Genomic DNA, 19814 nt, shown 5'->3' on the forward strand with positions numbered 1-19814 from the left:
CTGTCGTCAACGACAGGATGCTGTCATCACCATGGTGTCCACGGGGGTATCCCCGCCGCGGCGGTCGCACCCGTCGACCAGCGGTGATGTCGAATTGTTGACAATCGTACGATCTGCCGTCACGGTGTACCCATGACTGCCGGCGTCGACTCCTCCACCCGCACCCACCAGACGGCCTCGCTCAGCCCAGCGCTCAAGCAGGCGACGCCCGTCGTCGTCGACCATGCGCTGGGGTCCTGGATTCACGGCACCGACGGTCGCGACTACCTCGACTTCACCACCGGCATCGGCGTCACCAGTACCGGACACTGCCACCCGCATGTGGTCGCAGCCGCACAAGCCCAGTGCGCCAAGGTGATCCACGCCCAGTACACAACGGTGATGCATCCGCCGCTGCTCGAGCTGACCGATCGGCTAGGTGCGGTCCTCCCAGCCGGGCTGGACTCCGTCTTCTACGCGAACTCGGGTTCGGAGGCCGTCGAAGCCGCCGTCCGTCTCGCCCGGATGGCCACCGCCAAGCCGAACATCATCGTCTTCCAGGGCGGATTCCACGGCCGCACGGTCGCGGCCGCCAGCCTCACCACCGCGGGCACACGCTTCTCGGCCGGTTTCTCCCCGCTGATGAGCGGCGTCCACATGGCGCCGTTCCCCTACGCCTTCCGGTACGGCTGGGACACCGAGACCGCCGTCGACTTCGCGCTGCGCGAGCTCGACTACCTCCTGCAATCACGCGTCGCACCCAACGACACCGCGGCGTTCCTCATCGAGCCGGTCCTCGGCGACGGCGGTTACCTGCCGACGCCGCCCCGGTTCCTCCAAGGACTGCGCGAGCGCGCCGACCGGCACGGCATCCTGCTCATCCTCGACGAGGTGCAGGCCGGCTTCGGTCGCACCGGCAAGTTCTGGGGTCACCAGCACGCCGACGGCTTGACCCCCGACATCATCGTCACCGCGAAAGGTCTGGCGTCGGGGTTCCCGATCTCCGCCATCGCCGCGTCGACCGAGCTGATGAGCAAGGCCTGGCCGGGCTCGCAGGGCGGGACGTACGGCGGCAACGCCGTGGCCGCGGCGGCCGCGATCGCGACCCTCGAGGTCATCGAGGCCGAGGGACTCGTGGAGAACGCCCGCGTGCGCGGGGAGCAGCTGCTCGCCGGCCTGCGTGAGGTGTGCGCGCCGTTCCCGGGCATCGGCGACGTCCGGGGCCTCGGCCTGATGGCGGGCATCGAATTCGTCTCCACCGATGCCGCCGGCAACAGGGTGCCCGACGCCCCTGCCGCTGTCGCGGTGCAGCAGGCCACCACTGCACAGGGGCTGCTGACGCTCACCTGCGGGCCGTCGGCCAACGTCGTACGACTCATCCCGGCGCTGGTCGTGACGGCCGACGAGATCGATCTCGGTGTCGCGCGGTTCGGCGCGGCGCTGCACGCCGCACTAGGTTAGGCCGGTGGACATCGCAGACGAACTCGCCGATCTCGGCATCGATGCCGACGCCTCACCCCGACGTCTGGCTGAATACTCCTACGACGCCTCGAATTACCGCATCCCGCCCCGGGCCGTGACCTTTCCGCGGTCCGGGCGCGAGGTCGCCACGATCGTCGCGCGATGCCACGACCGAGGCGTCCCGGTGATCGTGCGCGGCGGCGGTACCTCGATGGCGGGTAACGCCATCGGCGACGGCGTGGTCATCGACCTGTCCCGTCACCTGGATCAGGTGGTGTCGGTGGATGCCGAGACCTCCACCGCCGTCGCCGGTTCGGGCATCGTGCTCACCACTCTCGCCGCACAGGCGCGGACGGCGACGGACGGCCGACTGACCTTCGCCCCCGACCCGTCGTCGGCGTCCCGGGCGACCCTGGGCGGGGCGATCGGCAACGACGCCTGCGGAAACCACTCCGTCCGATACGGACGCACCAGCGATCACGTGATCGAACTCCAGCTCGTCACCGCCGACGGGATGCTGCTGACCGCGACACGCGACGGGTTGTACGCCACCGATCCCCACGACCGCGAGGCTGTGGCGCGGGCCGCCGAGATCACCGCCGCGCTACGAGAACTCGCGTCGGACAACATGGCGATCCTGCGCACCGAACTGGAGACCATCCCCCGCCAGGTTTCGGGCTATCACCTCGCACAGCTGCTGCCGGAGAACGGATTCGACGTCGCCCGTGCGCTCGTCGGGAGCGAAGGAACCTGCGCGATCGTGGTGTCTGCAAAGGTGCGCCTCGTCCCGGTCGCCACCTCCCAGCTCCTGCTCTGCGTCGGCTATCACTCCCCCGCCGACGCCGCGCGCGACGTCCCGGCGATCCTCCCGTTCGCGCCGTCGGCCATCGAGGGCATCGATCGCAAGATCGTCGCGACGATGGCAGCCCGCCGCGGCCGGGACACGGTCGCGGGCCTTCCCGAGGGTTCGGCCTGGCTGTTCATCGACGTCGACTCCGAAAGTGCCCAGGCACAGGGCGAATCCGATGTCCCGGCAACCGCCAAACGGCTCCTCGACCACTTGCGCGGCCAGGGTCGGATGATCGACGCCACCGTCGTCGACGACCCGGCTCGTCGTAAGGCACTGTGGCGCGTCCGCGAGGACGGCGCCGGGTTGTCCTCACGTCTGGCCGACCCCGACGACGAAAGCGTCGGTGGCAACTACGAATCCTGGCCCGGCTGGGAGGATGCGGCGGTCGCCCCCGAGCGTCTGGCCGATTACCTCGACGACTTCGCCGAACTCCTCGACCAGCACAGTCTCACCGGTGTGATGTACGGCCACTTCGGTGCCGGCTGCATGCATGTCCGCATCACGTTCGACCTGCGCACCCCCGAGGGACGCACCGTGATGGACAACTTCTGCACCGACGCCGCGAGACTGGTTGTGCGTCACGGTGGTTCGTTGTCAGGTGAACACGGCGACGGCCGGGCCCGCTCGGCCCTGCTTCCGGTCATGTACTCGCCGGCGATGATGGGCGCCTTCACCCGCTTCAAGTCGATCTGGGACCCGACGGGGAACCTCAACCCGGGCAGCATCATCGACCCGCCGTCCATCACCGCCGACCTCGCTCTCGCCGACGTCCCCCGGCGGACCTGGCCGACCACTTTCGACCTCGGCCACGGCTCCGGAAATGCGCCCCTGGAATCCGCCCTCAGCAGCGACGCTGCTGACGATACGTCGGCGGCGGCCCCCTCGGGGGCGGATGTCAGGGGCGGTTTCGAGGCCACGCCCGAACTCCCGCTCCTCGATCCCTTCGTCCACGCCGTCCAGGGCTGCATCGGTGTCGGCCGGTGCCGCGCCGACAGCGGCGGCGTCATGTGCCCGAGCTACCGGGCGACCCGCGACGAGAAGGATTCGACGCGAGGGCGTGCCCGCGTCCTCCAGGACATGGTGCGCACGGCCCCATCGGTCGACGAGGGCTGGCGCTCACCCGAGGTCGCCGACGCCCTCGAATTGTGCCTGTCCTGCAAGGCATGTTCGACGGATTGCCCGACCGGCGTCGACATGGCCACCTACAAGTCGGAGTTCCTTGACCACCACTACCGCCGCCGTCTGCGCCCGCTGTCGCACTACTCCCTGGGCTGGATGCCGGCCTGGCTGTCGGCGGCCGGAACGGCTGCGCCACTGATCAATCGCGCGCTGTCGTCGAAGATCAGCGGTCTGGCCGCGCGCGCCGGTGGCCTCGACCCTCGCCGGACGATGCCGGCCTTCGCGACCCGGCGCGCCCGCAAGGCGCATCTCGACGACCTCACCCCGGTGACCCCGACCTCGCAGATCATCCTGTTCGTCGACTCCTTCACCCGCGCCTTCCGGCCGCAGGTGGTCGCCGCCGCCGCGGAGGTGCTGGGCGCGACGGGCGAACAGGTCGGCTGTTCCGCGGAGAACTGCTGCGCCCTCACCTGGATCTCCACCGGGCAGTTGGGCAAGGCGCGCAAGACTCTTCGACGCACCGCCGCGAATCTCGACGACGGCACCGACCGACCCATCGTGGTGCCCGAGCCGAGTTGTGCTGCTGCACTGGCCAAGGACCTGCCCGAACTCGTCCCCACCGACAGCGCACGTCGTGTGGCCGCCCGGGTACGCAGCTTCGCCGCCCACCTCCCGACCCTGCTCGACGCGGGATGGCAACCGCCGTCCCTGCCGGACGAGGTGACCCTCCAGACCCACTGCCACGAGTACGCGGTCTTCGGCGCACGCACCGGCACCGCGGTTCTCGAAGCGCTCGGCGTCAGCGTGCGCGCCGCCGACGGATGCTGCGGTGTGGCGGGTAACTTCGGCTTCGAGAAGGGCCACTACGAGGTCAGCATGGCCGTCGCGGAGAACGGACTCGCACCCGCGCTGCGCGACGACCCGAGTCGTCCCGTCGTCACCGACGGGTTCAGTTGCGCGATGGCGGTGGAACACCTCGCCACGGTCGACGACGGACTGGCCGACGCACGCGAGATTCGCGGCGTCCACCTCGCCGAACTTCTCACCTCCACGACCCGACCCCCGACAACGCCCGACGAACCGAGGAGAGCCCGATCATGACGGCCATCGCCACCACCCAGGTCCCCGACGCCATCTCGTCCATCCACACCGATCTGTTCATCGACGGTGAATGGGTGCCGGCCGCCGCCGGCGACCGGTTCGACGTGCTCAATCCCGCGACCGGCGAGGTGCTCGCACAGGTGGCCGACGCCGACGCGGCCGACGCCCGCCGCGCACTCGAGACCGCGGCCGCGCATCAGGCGGAGTGGGCGGCCACCTCGCCGCGCAGCCGCAGCGAGATCCTCTACCGCGCATACGAGATCATCATGAACCGGGTCGACGAGATCGCCTCGGTGATGACGGCCGAGATGGGCAAGCCGCTCGCCGAGGCGAAGGGTGAGGTCGCCTACGGCGCCGAGTTCTTCCGGTGGTTCGCCGAGGAGGCCGTGCGCATCGGCGGCGACCACACCACCACCGGAGACGGCGGGACCCGCATCGTGGTGAGCAAGCAGCCCGTCGGCCCCTGCATCCTGATCACGCCGTGGAATTTCCCGCTGGCCATGGGAACCCGCAAGATCGGGCCGGCCGTCGCGGCCGGCTGCACGATGGTTCTCAAGCCCGCCGAACTCACCCCGCTGACAACGCTTCTCCTCGCCGACATCCTCGTCGAGGCGGGTCTACCCGCCGGCGTGCTGAATGTCGTCACCACCACCGATCCGTCGACGGTGGTCACCGAATGGATGGAGAGCGGACTGGCCCGCAAGGTCAGCTTCACCGGCTCGACCGAGGTCGGCAAGACGCTGCTGCGGCAGGCCGCGGGAACGGTCATGCGCACCTCCATGGAGCTCGGCGGCAACGCCCCGTTCATCGTGTGCGCCGACGCCGACATCTCCCGCGCGGTGGACGGACTCATGCTGGCCAAGATGCGCAACACCGGCCAGGCGTGCACCGCGGCTAATCGGATCTTCGTGCACCGCAGCGTGATCGGCGAGTTCACCGAGCAATTCACGGCAAAGATGGCCGCACTGAAGGTCGGCGACGGCGCCGCCGACGGAACGCAGGTCGGGCCGCTCGTCGAGCCCAAGGCCGTCGCGAAGGTTGCCTCACTCGTCGACGACGCGGTGTCCAAGGGCGCCTCCGTGGCCTGCGGCGGAGAGGCGCCCGAGGGCCCTGGCTTCTTCTACCCGCCGACCGTGCTGACCGGCGTCGGGCTCGACGCCGACCTGGTGCGCAACGAGATCTTCGGTCCGGTCGCGGCGATCATGCCGTTCGGCGACGCCGACAATCCTCTCGACCCGGCTGCCGACGACGAGGTGATATCCCTCGCGAACGACACCGCATGGGGTCTGGTCGCCTACTTCTTCAGCCAGGACGTCGACCGTTGCGCTCGCCTGTCGGCAGCGTTGGAAGCCGGTATGGTCGGGGTCAACACGGGCATCGTGTCGAATCCGGCCGCACCGTTCGGCGGTGTCAAGGAGTCCGGTCTCGGCCGTGAGGGTGGCCGCGTGGGCATCGACGAGTTCCTCGACATGAAGTACACGGCGACGCCGATCCGCCGCTGAAGACGTTCGCTGACAAGTCAATCGCCGAATAGATCGGCCCTCGAACCACCGACGTGTGAGCAAGGAGTAGCAAGCCCATGTACCTCGGTGCTCAGCTGTTCACCGACAGCGAGTACGAACAGCGCCTGACGAAGGTCCGTGAACTCATGGACCGTCAGGGGTTGTCGGCGATCATCGTCACCGACCCGGCCAACATCTTCTATCTGATCGGGTACAACGCGTGGTCGTTCTACACCCCGCAGATGCTGTTCGTCCCGATCGAGGGTGAGATGGTCTTCTACGCCCGGGAGATGGATGCCCGTGGCGCGCACCGCACGACGTGGTTGCCCGACGACCAGATCGTCGGCTACCCGGAGAGCTATGTGCACCGACCCCACGTGCACCCGTTCGACTGGGTCGCGTGGTCACTTCGTCAGCGACACGCGATCGCGCCGGCCTCACGCGGCGGTTCGGTCGGCCTGGAGATGGACTCGCACTTCTTCTCCCCCAAGGCCTATCGCGCACTCCACAACGCGATCCCCGAGTGGAAGCTCGTCGACAACTTCGAGCTCGTGAACTGGGTGCGGTCGGTGAAGTCCGAGGCCGAGGTCCAGCTGATGCGTCAGGCCGGGATGGTGTGTTCGGAGGCGATGCGTGCAGCGATCGACACGATCGACGTCGGTGTGCGGCAATGCGATGCGGCGGCGGCGATCTCGCAGGCACAGATCACCGGGACCCCGGATTACGGCGGTGACTACCCGGCGATCGTGCCGATGATGCCCACCGGCGCGGCGGCCGACACCCCTCACCTCACCTGGCATCAGGGAACTTTCGTCGAGGACGAGGCAGTGGTCATCGAGCTGACCGGCGCCCACAACCGGTACCACTGTCCGCTCGCACGGACGGTGTCGTTGGGTACTCCGCACAAGGAGCTCGACTATGTCGCGAAGGCGACCGCCGAGGGCCTGAACAACGTCCTCGAGGCGATCAAGCCGGGGGTGGCGACGCGCGAGCTCGCCTCCACCTGGAATTGGACCCTGGCCAAGTACGGCCTCGAAAAGCCCTCGCGCCTGGGGTATTCGATCGGTATCGGGTACCCACCGGACTGGGGCGAGCGCACCATCAGCATCCGCTCCGAGGACGAGTCCATCCTCGAGACCAACATGACCTTCCACATCGTCTGCGGAATGTGGATGGAGAACTACGGTTTCGAGCTCTCCGAATCGGTGCGGGTGAGCCCGACCGGCGTCGAGTGCTTCACGTCGTTCCCGCGCGAACTGATCCAGAAATGACCATCGACAACCCAACTGCTGCCTGAGGTGCGAGAAGCCCACGACAACCCAACTGCCGCCCGAGGTGCGAGAAGCCCACGACAACCCAACCGCCGCCCGAGGTGCGAAAAGCCCACGACAACCCAACCGCTGCCTGAGGTGCGAAAAGCCCACGACAACCCAACCGCTGCCTGAGGTGCGAGAAGCCCACGACAACCCAACCGCTGCCTGAGGTGCGAGGAGCGCACGACAACCCAACTGCTGCCTGAGGTGCGAGGAGCGCAAGCGACGAGCCACGAAGGCCTCGAGAGACGAGGTGCACGACATGACCACAACGACCGAGACTGTGAACGACGTACGGCATTCCGGCCCCACGCTGCCTCTGGCCGGGCGGTCGAAGGACCTGGTCGGGTCGATGATCGACTCGTCGACGTCCCTGCTGGCCGCCCAGTCCCATGACATCGTGCGCTTCGCGATGGGTTCACCGGCCGACGAGGCCGTTCCCGCCGACGAGTTCCGTCAGATCGCAGGCGAGATCCTCGACCACACGTCGTTCACCTACGGCGCCACCGAAGGCGAACCGCGGCTGCTGCAACTGCTCGTCGACTACCTCGCCACCACACCCGACCCGTCGACCCACGACCGTCTGGTGATCACCACCGGCGGCATGCAGGGCCTCGACCTCGCCTGCAAGCTGTTCGTCGACCCCGGCGACCTGGTCATCGTCGAGTCCCCGACGTACACCAACGGGAGCGCGACCGCGCTGTCCTACGGCGCTCAACTACTCGAGGTGCCCGTCGACGACGACGGTATGCAGGTCGACCAACTCGCCGATCTGGTGGCGCACACCCACAAGACCCCGAAGGCGATCTACACGATCCCCACGTTCCAGAACCCGTCCGGCGTCACGATGTCGGAGGAACGCCGCCGCGAGCTGTTGCGTCTGGCCCACACCTGGGGTTCGGTCATCATCGACGACGATCCGTACGGACTGCTCCGCTTCGCGGGCACCGACATCCCGACCTTCCAGACGCTGAGCCCCGGCGATCCGCTGATCTTCTCGGTGCGGACCTTCTCCAAGATCCTGGCTCCCGGCTGGCGCGTCGGCTGGGTCGACGCCGATCCGTCGTTGCGGCAGCTTCTCATCAACGGTAAGCAGGGCATGGACACCTGCACCAACGTGCCCAACCAGCACATCGTGGCCGAGTACATCGCGCGCGGTGGCCTCGAGGACCACCTCGCCGGCATCCGGTCGCTGTACCGCGAGCGCAAGGATGCGATGCTCGCCTCCATCGCCCGTCATCTCGGTGACCGCGTCGTCACCACCAACCCGGAGGGCGGCTTCTTCCTGTGGGTGACGCTGCGGGAGGAGTTCGCCGAGATCGACACCCGGGAGCTGTTCGAGATCGCCCTGGCCGACGGCGTCGCCTTCATCCCGGGCCCGGCACTGTCGCCGGGTGGCCGGTTCCGCAACTCGATGCGCCTGTGCTTCGCATCGAGCACGCCGGACCGGATCGACGAAGGTATTCGACGCCTCACGTCCAGTCTTGAGAAGATGGCACGGTGAGCGGTGAACACAAACCTGAGCTGAGTCCGGCCGAGCAGTCGCTCGTCGATCTGATCGACGAGGCCGCGATCACCGCGCTCACGACGGCGCTGGTGGAGGCCCCGAGCGAGAATCCCGGTGGCACCGAGGGCGCCGCCGTCGAGGTCTTGGAGAAGGCGTGCCGCGCGCTCGGATTCGACGTCGACACCCACGAGGTGGCCGCCGGGCGGCCGAACCTGATCGCCACCCTCCCCGGCGGCGACGGCCCGGGCCTGATGTTCCTGGGCCACTCCGACGTGGTCCCGGCGGGCCCGAACTGGACCGCCGACCCGTACATCGTGCGGAACCGCGACGGCCGGCTCTACGGGCGCGGCACCACCGACATGAAGGGCGGGATCGCGTCCGTCGTCGCCGCGATGAGCGTGCTGTCGCGCGCACGCGACCACGGGGTCGAACTCTCCGGCCCGGTGCGCCTGGTGTGCACGGTCGACGAGGAGGAGCACGGCATCGGCGTGCGCGACTTCGTCGGCCGTCCCGCCGATCACGACTTCCTCGGCTGCATCGTCGCCGAACCCACCGACATGCAGATCGTCCGCGGCTGCCGCGGTGCGTCGTACATCGAGATCGACGTGACCGGTCGCGCCGCGCATTCCGGTCGTCCCGCCGACGGACGCAGTGCCATCAATGCCGCCGCGGCGATCGTCGAGATCATCCGCGCCGACCACGAACACCTTCACGAGACGCTCGACGACCTGCTCGGCTGCGGCACCTGGAACGTCGGCACCATTCAGGGCGGACAGGGCATCTCGGTTGTCGCACCGACCTGCTCGCTCGGCATCGACCGTCGCCTGATGCCCTTCGAGGACCCACATGCGATCGCCGAGGATCTTCGGAAAACCTTTCGCGACAAGAACATCGACACCGACGGTATCTCCGTCGACGTCCGCGTCACCATGGAGATGCCCGGTTTCGCGACCGCGGCGGATCACCCGCTCGTCACCGCTGCGGTCGGCTCGGTCACCGACGCCGGCACCGCGACCTCGGTGGGCGGATGGAGCGCTGCGTGCGACGGCGGTTTCGTCAGCCGCGACCTCGGTATCCCGTCGATCGTCCTGGGCCCCGGCAACATCAACACCGACGCACATCAGCCCGACGAGTCGGTCGCCATCGCAGATCTCGTCACTGCGGCAAAGGCGTACACGCTCGCCGGGCTGAGGTTGCTCGGCTAGGCCTCCGACTCCGCCAGCTTCTTCTGCAGCTCCCGGAAGTCGTTCTCCTTGCTGGGGATCTCGGTGCCGCGGATCGAGCAGCCCGCGGTCTCCTTCAGGAACAACAGCGCGACCATGCCGATGGCGCAGGCGCCCATCATGTACACGGCCGGGAAGAGGTTCCAGTCGGTGCTCTCCACAACGGCATCGTTGACCAATGGCGCCGTACCGCCGAAGGCAGCGGTCGCGACGTTGTAGGAGATCGCGAAGCCCGCGTACCGAACCTGGGTCGGGAACATGGCCGGGAAGGTCGCCGAGATGGTGGCGAGCTGCGGAATGTAGAGCGCGCCGAGGATCACGAAAGCCACGATCGCCCAGACGAATCCCTGGCCCATCAGCCAGTACAGCGGTAGCGCAAGGACGAACAGGCCAACCAGCGATCCCCACCACATCGGTTTACGCCCAGTCGAATCCGACCACCACCCGAAGAACGGGATGAGCAACATCATCACGAGCTGCCCGATCAGGTTGACGACACTCGCCGACGTCTCGGTCAGGTTGATGGTGTTCTGCAGGTAGGTCGGCTGGTATGCCAACAGTGTGTAGTTGGCGACGTTGAGCGCGATGACCATGCCGAACATCGTGATGATCGGTCGCCGGTAGTTGACGAGCAGATCCTTGAACCGGGTCCATGCCGAACCCTTGATCTCGTCTTCCTGCTCGAGCTCCTGGAAGACCGGGGTGTCGTCCATCTGCGAACGCAGATACAGACCGATCAGGCCCATCGGCAGCGCGAACAGGAACGGGATGCGCCATCCCCACTGGTCCATCTGCGAATCGGAAAGCCCAAGCTGCAGGAGCAGGACGAATGCCGTACCGCTGCAGAAACCGGCGAGGGTGCCGAACTCGAGGAAGGAACCGTACTTGCCGCGCTTGTTGTCCGGCGCATACTCGGCCATGAATGTTGCCGCACCGCCGTATTCTCCACCGGTCGAGAAACCCTGGATGACGCGGAGGAGGATCAGCAGGATGGGCGCCCATACACCGATCGACGCGTGGGTGGGCAACATGCCGATGAGCGCGGTGGCACCCGAGATCAGCAGAATCGTCATGGCGAGAACCGATTTGCGGCCGATGCGGTCGCCGATGGGTCCCCAGATCATCCCGCCGAGCGGACGGAGCACGAAGGAGATCGCGAAACCCAGCATGGTGCCGATGGTTCCGAAATCACCGGGGAAAAAAGCCTGGGTCAGGTAGACCGAGGCGGCGGCGTAGACGCCGTAGTCGTACCACTCGGTGGCGTTTCCGATGGCCGAGGCACCGATGGCCTTGTGGAGTAGTTTCCGTCCCTCGGGTGACTCCGGGTCCGGGGCGAGCTGCTCATAAGTGTCCGCTGGTGTCGTGTCGCTCATCTGCGCTTCCTGAATGTCATCGGGGGCCGTAACCCGCCCCGCGCTAGGTCATTCCCCGTTGGTGGACCCCTGTGCACGGACGGCAGGCTGCTCGACCATCCATGGACATCCGGATCGCAAGCGATCAGCTTCCGGACGCGGTGAGATCGCCGGCGTCGTCGCCGTCACCGATCAATCGACGCAGCCCGTCGGCCATGTGCTCGATCATCAGCGCATCTGCCTTGGCAGAATCCCCCGCAGCTATGGCGTCCACCAACGCCTGGTGTTCGTCGATCCGTTCCTTTCCCGATGAATATGTTCCTCGCATGGCTCGCAAGCACATTCGTGTCTCCACGAGGATCGTCTCGTGCAGACGCGAAAGGCGCTGGCTTTCCGCGAGTTCCACCAGCGTCTGGTGGAATCCCATGTCCGCCTCGGCCATCCCGGCCCCGTTCGGCTCGTCGACGAACGCGCGCATTGCGTCCACGGCCTCGTCCAGCGCAGCCACCGCCTCTGACTCGCGGTGCGCGATGACCTGTTGTACGGCAGCGCGTTCCACCGCCGTGCGCGCGACGTACATGTCGCGGATGTCGTCTCTCTCCATCGAGACGACGAACAGGCCCCGATTGCGATGGCTGACGAGCAGCCCCTCCGCGGTGAGACGTTGCATCGCCTCACGCAACGGGCCCCGGCTGACGCCCAGGTCTGCAGCGAGACCTGACTCCGTCAACTGCGACCCGGGTGGGAAGTCGCCGTTCGCAATGGCATTGTGCAACTTACGCGCGATGATCGCCGGTGTCGACTCCTGCACCAGTGGCGTGAGCACGCGGCGGCGCGTCGAACCTCCACGTTTCCCCTGGTGAGAAGTGGTACGTCGACCTCCCGGGCCGTCCACGCCCGGGTCGTCCCCATCCACTGTGATCGCCACCGTCATTCCTTCTTTCTTACCGCTCCAAGCGCGCATAGGTGAGCGTTTCACCCCGCGCGCCGCCCATCCAGACGTCGTTGCAAGCCGCCGCAAAGTCTTCCAGGCCCTCCGTGATGGTGGCGAACACGTTCCCCGGTACCCAGCCGACATCGCCGTTGACCAGCAGGTTGTTTCTTCCGTAGAAGACTGCGAGGTCGATCAGCAGCCGATGTTCGGCCGGCGCGGATGTGGGATCGTACCCATATGCGGGGTTGTCCAAAACACCGTCGAAGGTGAAGTAACACAAATCGCCCGGGATCGGGGTGATGGTAGTGTTCTCGGCACCTGGTTCCATCGGCGCGAATGCCGGTAGCAGCGTGTAGATCTCGTTGCGCGCGAATTTGCCGTGGAACACCTGGCCGCCGAGTGGCAGCGCGTCCCAGACCGCGGCGGCCGTCCGCGGCGCCTCGGCGTCGAGCATCCTCGCCACCGCCGTCACGCCTCGTTTCTCGAGTGTCACGGTGATGAATCGTTCGGCTGGCTCGGTCACGGACGATCTCCCAACATCGTGAAGCCAGCGGCCGCCTCGTAGGCCGCCGCGACCCGTAGCACGGTCGTATCCTGGTGTCGCGCAGCGACGAACTGCGCACCGGTCGGCAAACCGTCGACGAATCCACTGGGTACCGTGGTCGCCGGTTGCCCCGTGAGATTGAACGGATAGCTGTAGGGCGTCCATGACGTCCAGTCCGGTGACGCAGACTCTTCCGGAACGGTGCGTCCGGCCTCGAAGGCAACCGTGGGCATCGAGGGTGTGACGAGCAGGTCGAACTCCTCGTGGAAGAGACCCATCGTGGTGCCCATCTCCATACGCAGCGCATTCGCGCTCACGAAATCGCCTGCGGTGAAGTCCCGGTGGCGTTCTAGCGCCTGGAGAAGCAGCGGATCGACTTTCTCCTCCACGCCCGGTCCGAGCCCTCGCACCACCACGTCGGCCCCGGCGAACCAGATGATGTGGTACGCCCACGCCGGGTCGTCCCAGCCGAGGTCCACCTTCTCCACCGTGGCTCCGAGCTGTTCGAGCACCGACACGACGCGATCCGTATTGGCCTGCACTCCAGGATCGTTCGAGCCGAAGCCGAGATCGGAGCTGTACCCGATCCGCAGATCGGAGAGGTCCCGGACATCGGCGATGGCGGCCGCTGTGCTCTCGGTCGGGGTCGGCAGCGCGGACCAGTCCCGCGGATCGTGCCCACTGAGGACGTCGAGCAGCAGCGCGCAGTCGCCGACGGTCCTGGTCATCGGCCCGACGTGCGCGACCGGGGCAAACGGACTCGGCGGGTACATCGGTACCCGGCCCAGCGTGGCCTTGAATCCGACCACGCCGCAGTACGCGGCCGGTATGCGTATCGATCCGCCTCCGTCGGTTCCCACCGACAGCGGGCCGAGTCCGGCCGCCAGGGCCGCGGCAGAACCGCCGCTCGATCCGCCGGATGTCCGCAGCGTGTTCCAGGGGTTCCGGGTGATTCCGGTGCGCGGACTGTCGGTGACGCCTTTCCACCCGAACTCCGGCGTGGTGACCTTGCCCAGCATGACCGCGCCGGCCTCGCGGAGTCGCGCGACCGCGGGGGCGTCGGTGTCCCAGACCATCTGATCCGGCTCGATCATCAGCGAGCCGCGCAACGTCGGCCAGCCACGGGTGAGCAGCAGGTCCTTGATACTGACCGGCACCCCGTCGAGCGGGCCCAGTGGCGTGCCGGCCCGGAAACGCTCGGTGGAGTCCCGCGCGGCGGCGAGTGTCGAGTCCCGGTCGACGAGGCAGAATGCGTTGACGGACGGGTCGACCTGGTCGACGGCGTCGAGCAATTCGAGGGCCACCGCCTCCGGCGTCAGCTCGCCGGTCCGGTATCCGTCGGCCAGTTCGATCGCGCTGAGCCAGCGTGCCGTTCCCGACATACGCCCCCTCGTCTGTCGAAGTTGGTAGATTGTTGACAATCTACCTTGGAGGTGTGCGAGTGACAACCACCGTCGCGATGCTCTATCCCGGTCATGCTGCCGAAGACGACTACACACTCATCGAGTCCGCACTTGTGGCCTCCGGCGCAGCGGTCCGACTGCCGGTGACCATCACCGAGATCGAGTCCGACGACCACACCGTCGATGCCATGGCCGCGGTCGGCGAGCAGGAGCGTCTCGCCGAGGGCCTCCGACGCGCTCAGGTCGACGAGCCGGCGTCGGTGATGTGGGCCTGTACCTCAGGGAGTTTCGTCTACGGCCTCGACGGCGCCCGCCGCCAGGTCGCCGATATCGCCGTGCTCGCCGACCGTCCCGCGTCGTCGACCTCACTGGCCTTCGTCGAGGCATGTCACCATCTCGGCCTGTCCCGGGTCGCGATCGCCGCGACCTACCCCGCTCCCCTGGCCTCACGGTTCATCGGCTTCCTCGGCGACGGCGGGATCGAGGCGGTCTCGCTACGTGCCAACGACATCGAAACCGCTTCCGAGGCCGGAATCCTCGACGGCGACGGCCTTTTCGACATGATCGCGGCCGCCGACCATCCCGACGCAGAGGCAATCCTGATCCCCGACACCGCCCTGCACACCGCGATGTGGATCATCGGACTCGAAGAGAAGTTCGCCAAGCCCGTGCTGACCGCCAATCAGGTCACCGCGTGGCAGGGCCTGCGTCTCGCCGGGATCTCCGCGGTCATAACGGAATTGGGGACTCTGTTCGCCCGTTGACGGTCAGTCGATGACCGCCTTGGCCACCGTTATGCAGGTGGTGATCCACTCGCGATCGTCGGCGGTGAGATTCCGCGACGCCTTCTCCGCATCGTCGATCGCCCAGTGCGCGTTGAGGATCATGCGGACGGTGACCCAGTCGCGCGTACGGTCCGGGTCGAGGCCTGCGGCGTCGACGATCGTGTAGAAGCGCGATCGGATCACCCACCGCGGGTCCCCGTGTCGGCGATCGAGCAGGTTCCACAGCATCGGCGCGGGTTCGTAGTGTGGGTCCCCCGACATCGGTTTCGGATCGATCGCCAGCCACCGCTGCCCGCCGGACGGCGCCGCCAGCACGTTCTCGTGGTGGAGGTCGCCGTGGACGACGACGCCGACCGTCGCCGCGTCGGACAGGAAGTCCCGACCGAGCGAGAGAGCCTGTTCCACAAACCTTCTCGGGACCGGCGCATCCCGGGGCATGGTCTCGAGCCCCGCGAGCCACCGCTCGAGGTGTCGGGTGAGGGGCGTCATCCGTCCGGGAGCAGGTATGTGCAGGACGCCGTACAGGCCGGCGACGACCCGACACGCCTCGTCGTCGTCGACAGAGGTGAGGTCGGTCCGGTCCAGCCGTTCCAGGAGCAGGGCACGTCGCCGTGGGTCGGCGCGCAGCATCCGCACCGCACCACGACCGGCCCAGTGCTGCAGGCCGAGTGCTTCCTGGGCGCCCTCGTCGTCGCCGTCGAAGGCGACCTTCAGGACCGCATGCCGGCCGTCACGACCGATCACCGGGATCACCAGTGACTCGAACCCGTGCCACAGTTCTTCCCCGTCGCGGCGGAGTTCCCAGTCGGCGAGAAGGGCTTCCGCAACGGCCGGCAACCGGCGGAGCCAGTCCACCCAGGCCGGCCCCAGCTCCGACTGGCGCGCCAGGTCCGGCGGGATCCGAAGGACTACTGGTCCCCCGCGGTGATCGCGAGACCGATGGTTCCGCCTGCACCCCGCCGCAACTTGCTGCTGAAGATCAGGACCCGGGCCAGGAGACCGTACTTCTCGATGAGCTTCTTGCGAACATGCGCGGTGCCCTCGGCGTCGAGCACCACCCCGGTGCCGGACACCGGTTCACCGGAGAGTTTGCTGCCGCGCGCATCGGTGGCCTGGACCACCACCTTCGGATTCCGCTTGAGGCGCTTCACTTTCCACGACTCGCTCTCGGTCCACACGAGTAGTCGGTCGCCGTCGAGCACCGCCCACACCGGCGAGGACACCGGGGTGCCGTCCTTGCGGTAAGTGGTGAGCTGCACGTACTTCGCAGATCCTGCCTCGCCGAATGTGTTGGTCGAATCCTGTGAGGTCATGCCGCAATGCTACGGGCGAACAATGACTGAGCGTGGGCTGTCGACCAGTCCGCGGGTGTGATCTCCCCGCCGAGCACACCGGCATCGCAGAGCGTCGCCCACGCGGTCACCTGGTTGGCGGAGAGGACCGGTTTGCCGAGCTCGGCCTCGAGGTCGGCGAGGATGTCGTAGGTCCACAGATTGGTGCAGGAGACGAAGACCGCATCGGCGTCGGGATGGTTCGCGGCACGGATGAGGTCTGCCGTCACGTGGTACGGGATCTTCCAGATCTCGTGATCACGGCCGAGGCCGGCCTGGGCCACGACGCTCCGGCCGGATTCGGCGAGGAAGTCGCAGAGCAATCCGGTGAGCGCCGCGGTGTACGGCGTTGCGACGGCGAGGGTGCCGATGTTCATCGTGTCGAGCGCCCGGATCAGCGCCTCCGATGTCGTGACAGCCCGCTCCGCGCCGGCGGCGAGCATGCAGTTGGAGATCTCGATCGCGCCCGCCATCCCGTAGACGAAACTGCCCGACGCACATGCGTAACCGAACGTCCGCGGCCCGACCGACGAGACAGCCCTGACGGCCGCCGCGATCTCGGCGTGGTTGTTGAGATCCCGGCACAGTTCGACGTCGACGGGCGCGTCGATGTAGCCGGTCCGCGTGAAATACAACGAGACCGAGTCCGGCATCCAACGCCACAACTCCCGGTCGAGAGCCATGTCGAACGGGCACACCATCCCGATGCCGATTTGGGCGTTCATGCTCCGGATGATGGCACATTGTTTGATTGTCTACAATCGCTGCCGGAGTGCGACACTCACCTCGTCCCGAATGACGCATTCATAGGCGTGATCGTTGACGATCCCGGTCGCCTGCATCAGTGCGAACATCGTGGTCGGCCCCACGAAACGCCAACCACGCTTCTTGAGGTCCTTCGACATCGCGATCGACTCCGGCGAGGTTGTCATCGAGTTCGGTACGTGATCACCGGCGGGGGCATATCCCCAGAAGTACGACTCGAGCGAACCGTATTCGTCGATGAGGTCGATGGCCCGCTGTGCGTTGTTGATCGCCGCCTCGATCTTGCCGCGGTGCCGGATGATGCCCGCGTCGCCCAACAGACGCATGACATCGGCGTCGGTGAACCGCGCGACCTTCTCCACGTCGAAGCCGGCGAAGGCGGCCCGGAAGTTCTCCCGTTTGAGCAGGATCGTGCGCCAACTGAGGCCCGACTGGAAGCCTTCGAGGCACACGCGCTCGAACAACGACGTATCGTCGGTGGTCGGGAATCCCCATTCGGTGTCGTGGTAGGTGGTCTCCGGCTCGCGGCCCGCCCAGAAGCAACGCAGCCGACCGTCCGGCCCCGCTATCGTGTCCTCGGACATACGTCTCCTCTCGTGGCGAGGAGGCTACGGCACGGTCACGACAGATGGCCGCCGTTATCGTTCCGTTACCAAAGATTTCGAAAGCATCCCGTTGTGTCTCTCGATGGTCACTTTCTGCCGGCGCCCGCATAGCGTTGAACTCATCGCACCGAGAGCACTCCGGCACCGACGCCCAACCCCGCTCCGGAAGCGTGACAACCCCACTGCGCCAAGGAGTTTCGTGATGCATGAATCCGACCTGAACAACCTCCTTGCCCGCGTGGCGACCGGAGACATGGACGCCTTCGCCCAGTTCTACGACGCCACCTGTGACCGGGTGTACGGCATGACACTGCGAGTGTTGCGCGACCCCGGCTACAGCGAGGAAGCCACACAGGAGACCTTCCTGGCCGTCTGGCGCAACGCCGAGACCTACGACCCCCGCTCCGGTTCGGCACTGTCCTGGATTCTGACACTGGCTCACCGTCGGGCCGTCGACCGCGTCCGGTCGGAGTCCGCCGCGACCCGACGCACCGTCGCCTACGGCATCGCCGACACCGCCCGCGAGGTCGACGACGTCAGCGAGTCGGTCGAACGTCGCGAGATCGCCCGCCTGATCCACACCGGGCTCGAGAGCCTCACCCCCATCCAGCGGCAGGCCATCGAGCTGGCCTACTTCCACGGCCTCACCTACCGCGAGGTCGCCGAGCACCTCGACGTCGCGCTCCCCACGGTCAAGTCACGCATCCGCGACGGCCTCATCCGGCTACGTCAGACCGTGCCGGGCCTGGCCGCGACCGGCTAGTCCCGCCGTCCGCGCTGAAAAGCACCCCTGAGAAACGCCCCTGAAGAACGCCCTCCACGGGACCGCCGTCGACATGGTGTCGACGCCGCCTCTCTGGAGGGTTTCTTTCAGGGGCGTTTTTCGTCGGGCGGCCGAGTACGCGGCGGTCACACCTGCCCGTACGGATGCCATCCGTTGTAGTTCCACTTCCCACCGCGGCGTTCGCGGACCTCGCGCAGACTCATGCCGACGTACCGCTGCTCCAGTTCGGCATCCGGCGCGCCGGTGTAGACCCACCGTTTCGGGTCGAGGTTTCCGTCGGCGTCCTGGTACGCCTCCCAGTAGTCGACGCGGTGCACCGCCCGCACGATGTCCTCGGCGAACACCAGGACCGGGAGGTCGGGCACAGTGCGATGCGGCCCGGCCCGCCAGCCGCTGCGCGCCCACTCGTAGATCTGTTCGGCGCCGGCGTCGGGTCGCGCGGAGTCGTCGACCTTCACCAACACGCACGGCTCGGGCAGCGGAGGTGCGAGCGGCGCCGCGTACTGCAGCACCATCTCGTCGAGCTGGATCGCGCCACTGTGCACGCTGTTCGTCAGCGGGAGTCGTGCCAGATCAGCGAACTCGACCGTGAACTTCTGCACATACGATGCCAACGCCTCGGCAGAGTCGACGACGTCGTCGCCGTGGCGGAGAATCCAGTGCTCCACACCGAAACCATCGGCGTCGATGTCGCGGATGCGGTCCTCGGTCGAGGTCCAGATCGCCGACGGGTCGGCCTCCCCCACCACTTCCGCGGCATCCGGCGGGATACCGGCCAGCGCCGCGCGGGCGTGGTGATGGACGCGGTTGCCGCGTCCTGCTCCCACGTAGAACACGGAGGCATCACGCGGATCGACCAGTGCGTAGATGTAGACGCCGAGCACCGACTGGACTTCGAGGGGAACGGGTTTCGGGGCGCCCGGCGCCGCGACCCCGACCGGCCGCAAAAGGTTGAGGACCGCGTCGACCACCGTGGGCCGCACACCGAGTCCGCCTCCGCGCAGACCACCGATGATGACCTCGCCGGCGCGCTCACGGTCGACGAACCGTCGACCCGCGTGGGCGTCGATCGCGCGCACGACGTCGACGACCTCGGCCTTCCGCGCTCGCGCGTCCCGGGAGGCGGATCGCTCGTCCTCCGGGTCGAGCATCTCGGCGAAGGCCGTCGACTCCAGGAATTCGCCGAGCGCGGTGACCGGTAGCTCGACGGCATCCATCCTGCTCATCGCACGCCCCCGACGACGTGGAGAGTGGGT

17 protein-coding genes are annotated in these 19814 nt (G+C 67.3%); 8 read left to right on the plus strand and 9 right to left on the minus strand.

Annotated elements, in window-relative coordinates:
• Nucleotides 1-132: 132 nt before the first annotated feature.
• The 6 genes from M1L58_RS08875 (at nucleotide 133) to M1L58_RS08900 (ending at nucleotide 10037) form a co-directional block, all read left to right on the plus strand.
• Nucleotides 133-1440: an aspartate aminotransferase family protein gene (locus M1L58_RS08875; RefSeq protein ID WP_248658611.1), complete on the plus strand. Its 1308-nt coding sequence runs from the start codon at nucleotides 133-135 to the stop codon at nucleotides 1438-1440.
• Between the two features lie 4 nt (nucleotides 1441-1444).
• Nucleotides 1445-4510, plus strand: a complete 3066-nt coding sequence (locus M1L58_RS08880) for an FAD-binding and (Fe-S)-binding domain-containing protein (protein WP_248658612.1) — start codon at nucleotides 1445-1447, stop codon at nucleotides 4508-4510.
• Nucleotides 4507-6012, plus strand: coding sequence for an NAD-dependent succinate-semialdehyde dehydrogenase (locus M1L58_RS08885; RefSeq protein WP_248658613.1), 1506 nt, complete (start codon nucleotides 4507-4509; stop codon nucleotides 6010-6012). Before M1L58_RS08880 ends, M1L58_RS08885 begins: the two co-directional genes overlap by 4 nt.
• Nucleotides 6013-6089: 77 nt before the next feature.
• Nucleotides 6090-7283 (plus strand): M24 family metallopeptidase, encoded by a 1194-nt coding sequence (locus M1L58_RS08890; RefSeq protein WP_006867933.1) that lies wholly within the window; start codon nucleotides 6090-6092, stop codon nucleotides 7281-7283.
• Between the two features lie 304 nt (nucleotides 7284-7587).
• Nucleotides 7588-8829: an aminotransferase-like domain-containing protein gene (locus M1L58_RS08895; RefSeq protein ID WP_248658614.1), complete on the plus strand. Its 1242-nt coding sequence runs from the start codon at nucleotides 7588-7590 to the stop codon at nucleotides 8827-8829.
• Nucleotides 8826-10037, plus strand: coding sequence for a M20 family metallopeptidase (locus tag M1L58_RS08900; RefSeq protein ID WP_248658615.1), 1212 nt, complete (start codon nucleotides 8826-8828; stop codon nucleotides 10035-10037). The genes M1L58_RS08895 and M1L58_RS08900 overlap by 4 nt, the downstream gene beginning before the upstream one ends.
• Here the strand turns inward: M1L58_RS08900 and M1L58_RS08905 are convergent.
• The 4 genes from M1L58_RS08905 to M1L58_RS08920 form a co-directional block, all read right to left on the minus strand.
• Nucleotides 10034-11428 carry an MFS transporter gene (locus M1L58_RS08905; RefSeq protein WP_006867930.1) on the minus strand — a complete coding sequence of 465 codons (1395 nt, stop codon included), beginning with the start codon at nucleotides 11426-11428 and terminating at the stop codon, nucleotides 10034-10036. The two genes, M1L58_RS08900 and M1L58_RS08905, sit on opposite strands and share 4 nt — an antisense overlap.
• 124 nt (nucleotides 11429-11552) lie before the next feature.
• Nucleotides 11553-12341, minus strand: coding sequence for a GntR family transcriptional regulator (locus tag M1L58_RS08910; protein ID WP_248658616.1), 789 nt, complete (start codon nucleotides 12339-12341; stop codon nucleotides 11553-11555).
• Nucleotides 12342-12351: 10 nt separating this feature from the next.
• On the minus strand, nucleotides 12352-12864 hold the full coding sequence (locus M1L58_RS08915) for a DUF3830 family protein (protein ID WP_006867928.1): 513 nt from the start codon (nucleotides 12862-12864) through the stop codon (nucleotides 12352-12354).
• Nucleotides 12861-14267, minus strand: coding sequence for an amidase (locus M1L58_RS08920; RefSeq protein ID WP_248658617.1), 1407 nt, complete (start codon nucleotides 14265-14267; stop codon nucleotides 12861-12863). Before M1L58_RS08920 ends, M1L58_RS08915 begins: the two co-directional genes overlap by 4 nt.
• 59 nt (nucleotides 14268-14326) lie before the next feature.
• On the opposite strand from M1L58_RS08920, the gene M1L58_RS08925 reads away from it, so the two are divergent.
• The gene (locus tag M1L58_RS08925) at nucleotides 14327-15052 is read left to right on the plus strand and encodes a maleate cis-trans isomerase family protein (RefSeq protein WP_248658618.1); all 726 of its coding nucleotides are present in this window, start codon (nucleotides 14327-14329) and stop codon (nucleotides 15050-15052) included.
• A gap of 3 nt (nucleotides 15053-15055) precedes the next feature.
• Here the strand turns inward: M1L58_RS08925 and M1L58_RS08930 are convergent, their stop codons facing one another.
• Genes M1L58_RS08930 through M1L58_RS08945 form a run of 4 tightly spaced genes read right to left on the minus strand, consistent with a single transcriptional unit; the run spans nucleotide 15056 to nucleotide 17753 of the window.
• Nucleotides 15056-15928 (minus strand): aminoglycoside phosphotransferase family protein, encoded by an 873-nt coding sequence (locus M1L58_RS08930; RefSeq protein WP_248658619.1) that lies wholly within the window; start codon nucleotides 15926-15928, stop codon nucleotides 15056-15058.
• A 53-nt stretch (nucleotides 15929-15981) separates the two neighbouring features.
• On the minus strand, nucleotides 15982-16386 hold the full coding sequence (locus M1L58_RS08935; protein ID WP_006867924.1) for a PPOX class F420-dependent oxidoreductase: 405 nt from the start codon (nucleotides 16384-16386) through the stop codon (nucleotides 15982-15984).
• Entirely contained in the window at nucleotides 16383-17129 is a 747-nt protein-coding gene (locus M1L58_RS08940) for a maleate cis-trans isomerase family protein (protein WP_006867923.1), read from the minus strand. The genes M1L58_RS08935 and M1L58_RS08940 overlap by 4 nt, the downstream gene beginning before the upstream one ends.
• Before the next feature lie 30 nt (nucleotides 17130-17159).
• Nucleotides 17160-17753, minus strand: coding sequence for a DNA-3-methyladenine glycosylase I (locus tag M1L58_RS08945; RefSeq protein WP_248658620.1), 594 nt, complete (start codon nucleotides 17751-17753; stop codon nucleotides 17160-17162).
• Between the two features lie 223 nt (nucleotides 17754-17976).
• Between M1L58_RS08945 and sigK the strand changes: the two genes are divergently transcribed.
• Complete coding sequence (gene sigK / locus M1L58_RS08950) at nucleotides 17977-18537, plus strand: ECF RNA polymerase sigma factor SigK (protein WP_006867921.1); 561 nt, start codon at nucleotides 17977-17979, stop codon at nucleotides 18535-18537.
• Between the two features lie 146 nt (nucleotides 18538-18683).
• Here sigK and M1L58_RS08955 read toward each other — a convergent pair whose 3' ends face one another.
• Entirely contained in the window at nucleotides 18684-19775 is a 1092-nt protein-coding gene (locus M1L58_RS08955) for a GIY-YIG nuclease family protein (protein WP_248658723.1), read from the minus strand.
• Between the last annotated feature and the right edge of the window lie 39 nt (nucleotides 19776-19814).

Origin of the sequence: Gordonia sp. C13 (genome assembly GCF_023218005.1) — a bacterium.
Classification (GTDB): Bacteria; Actinomycetota; Actinomycetes; order Mycobacteriales; family Mycobacteriaceae; genus Gordonia; species Gordonia namibiensis.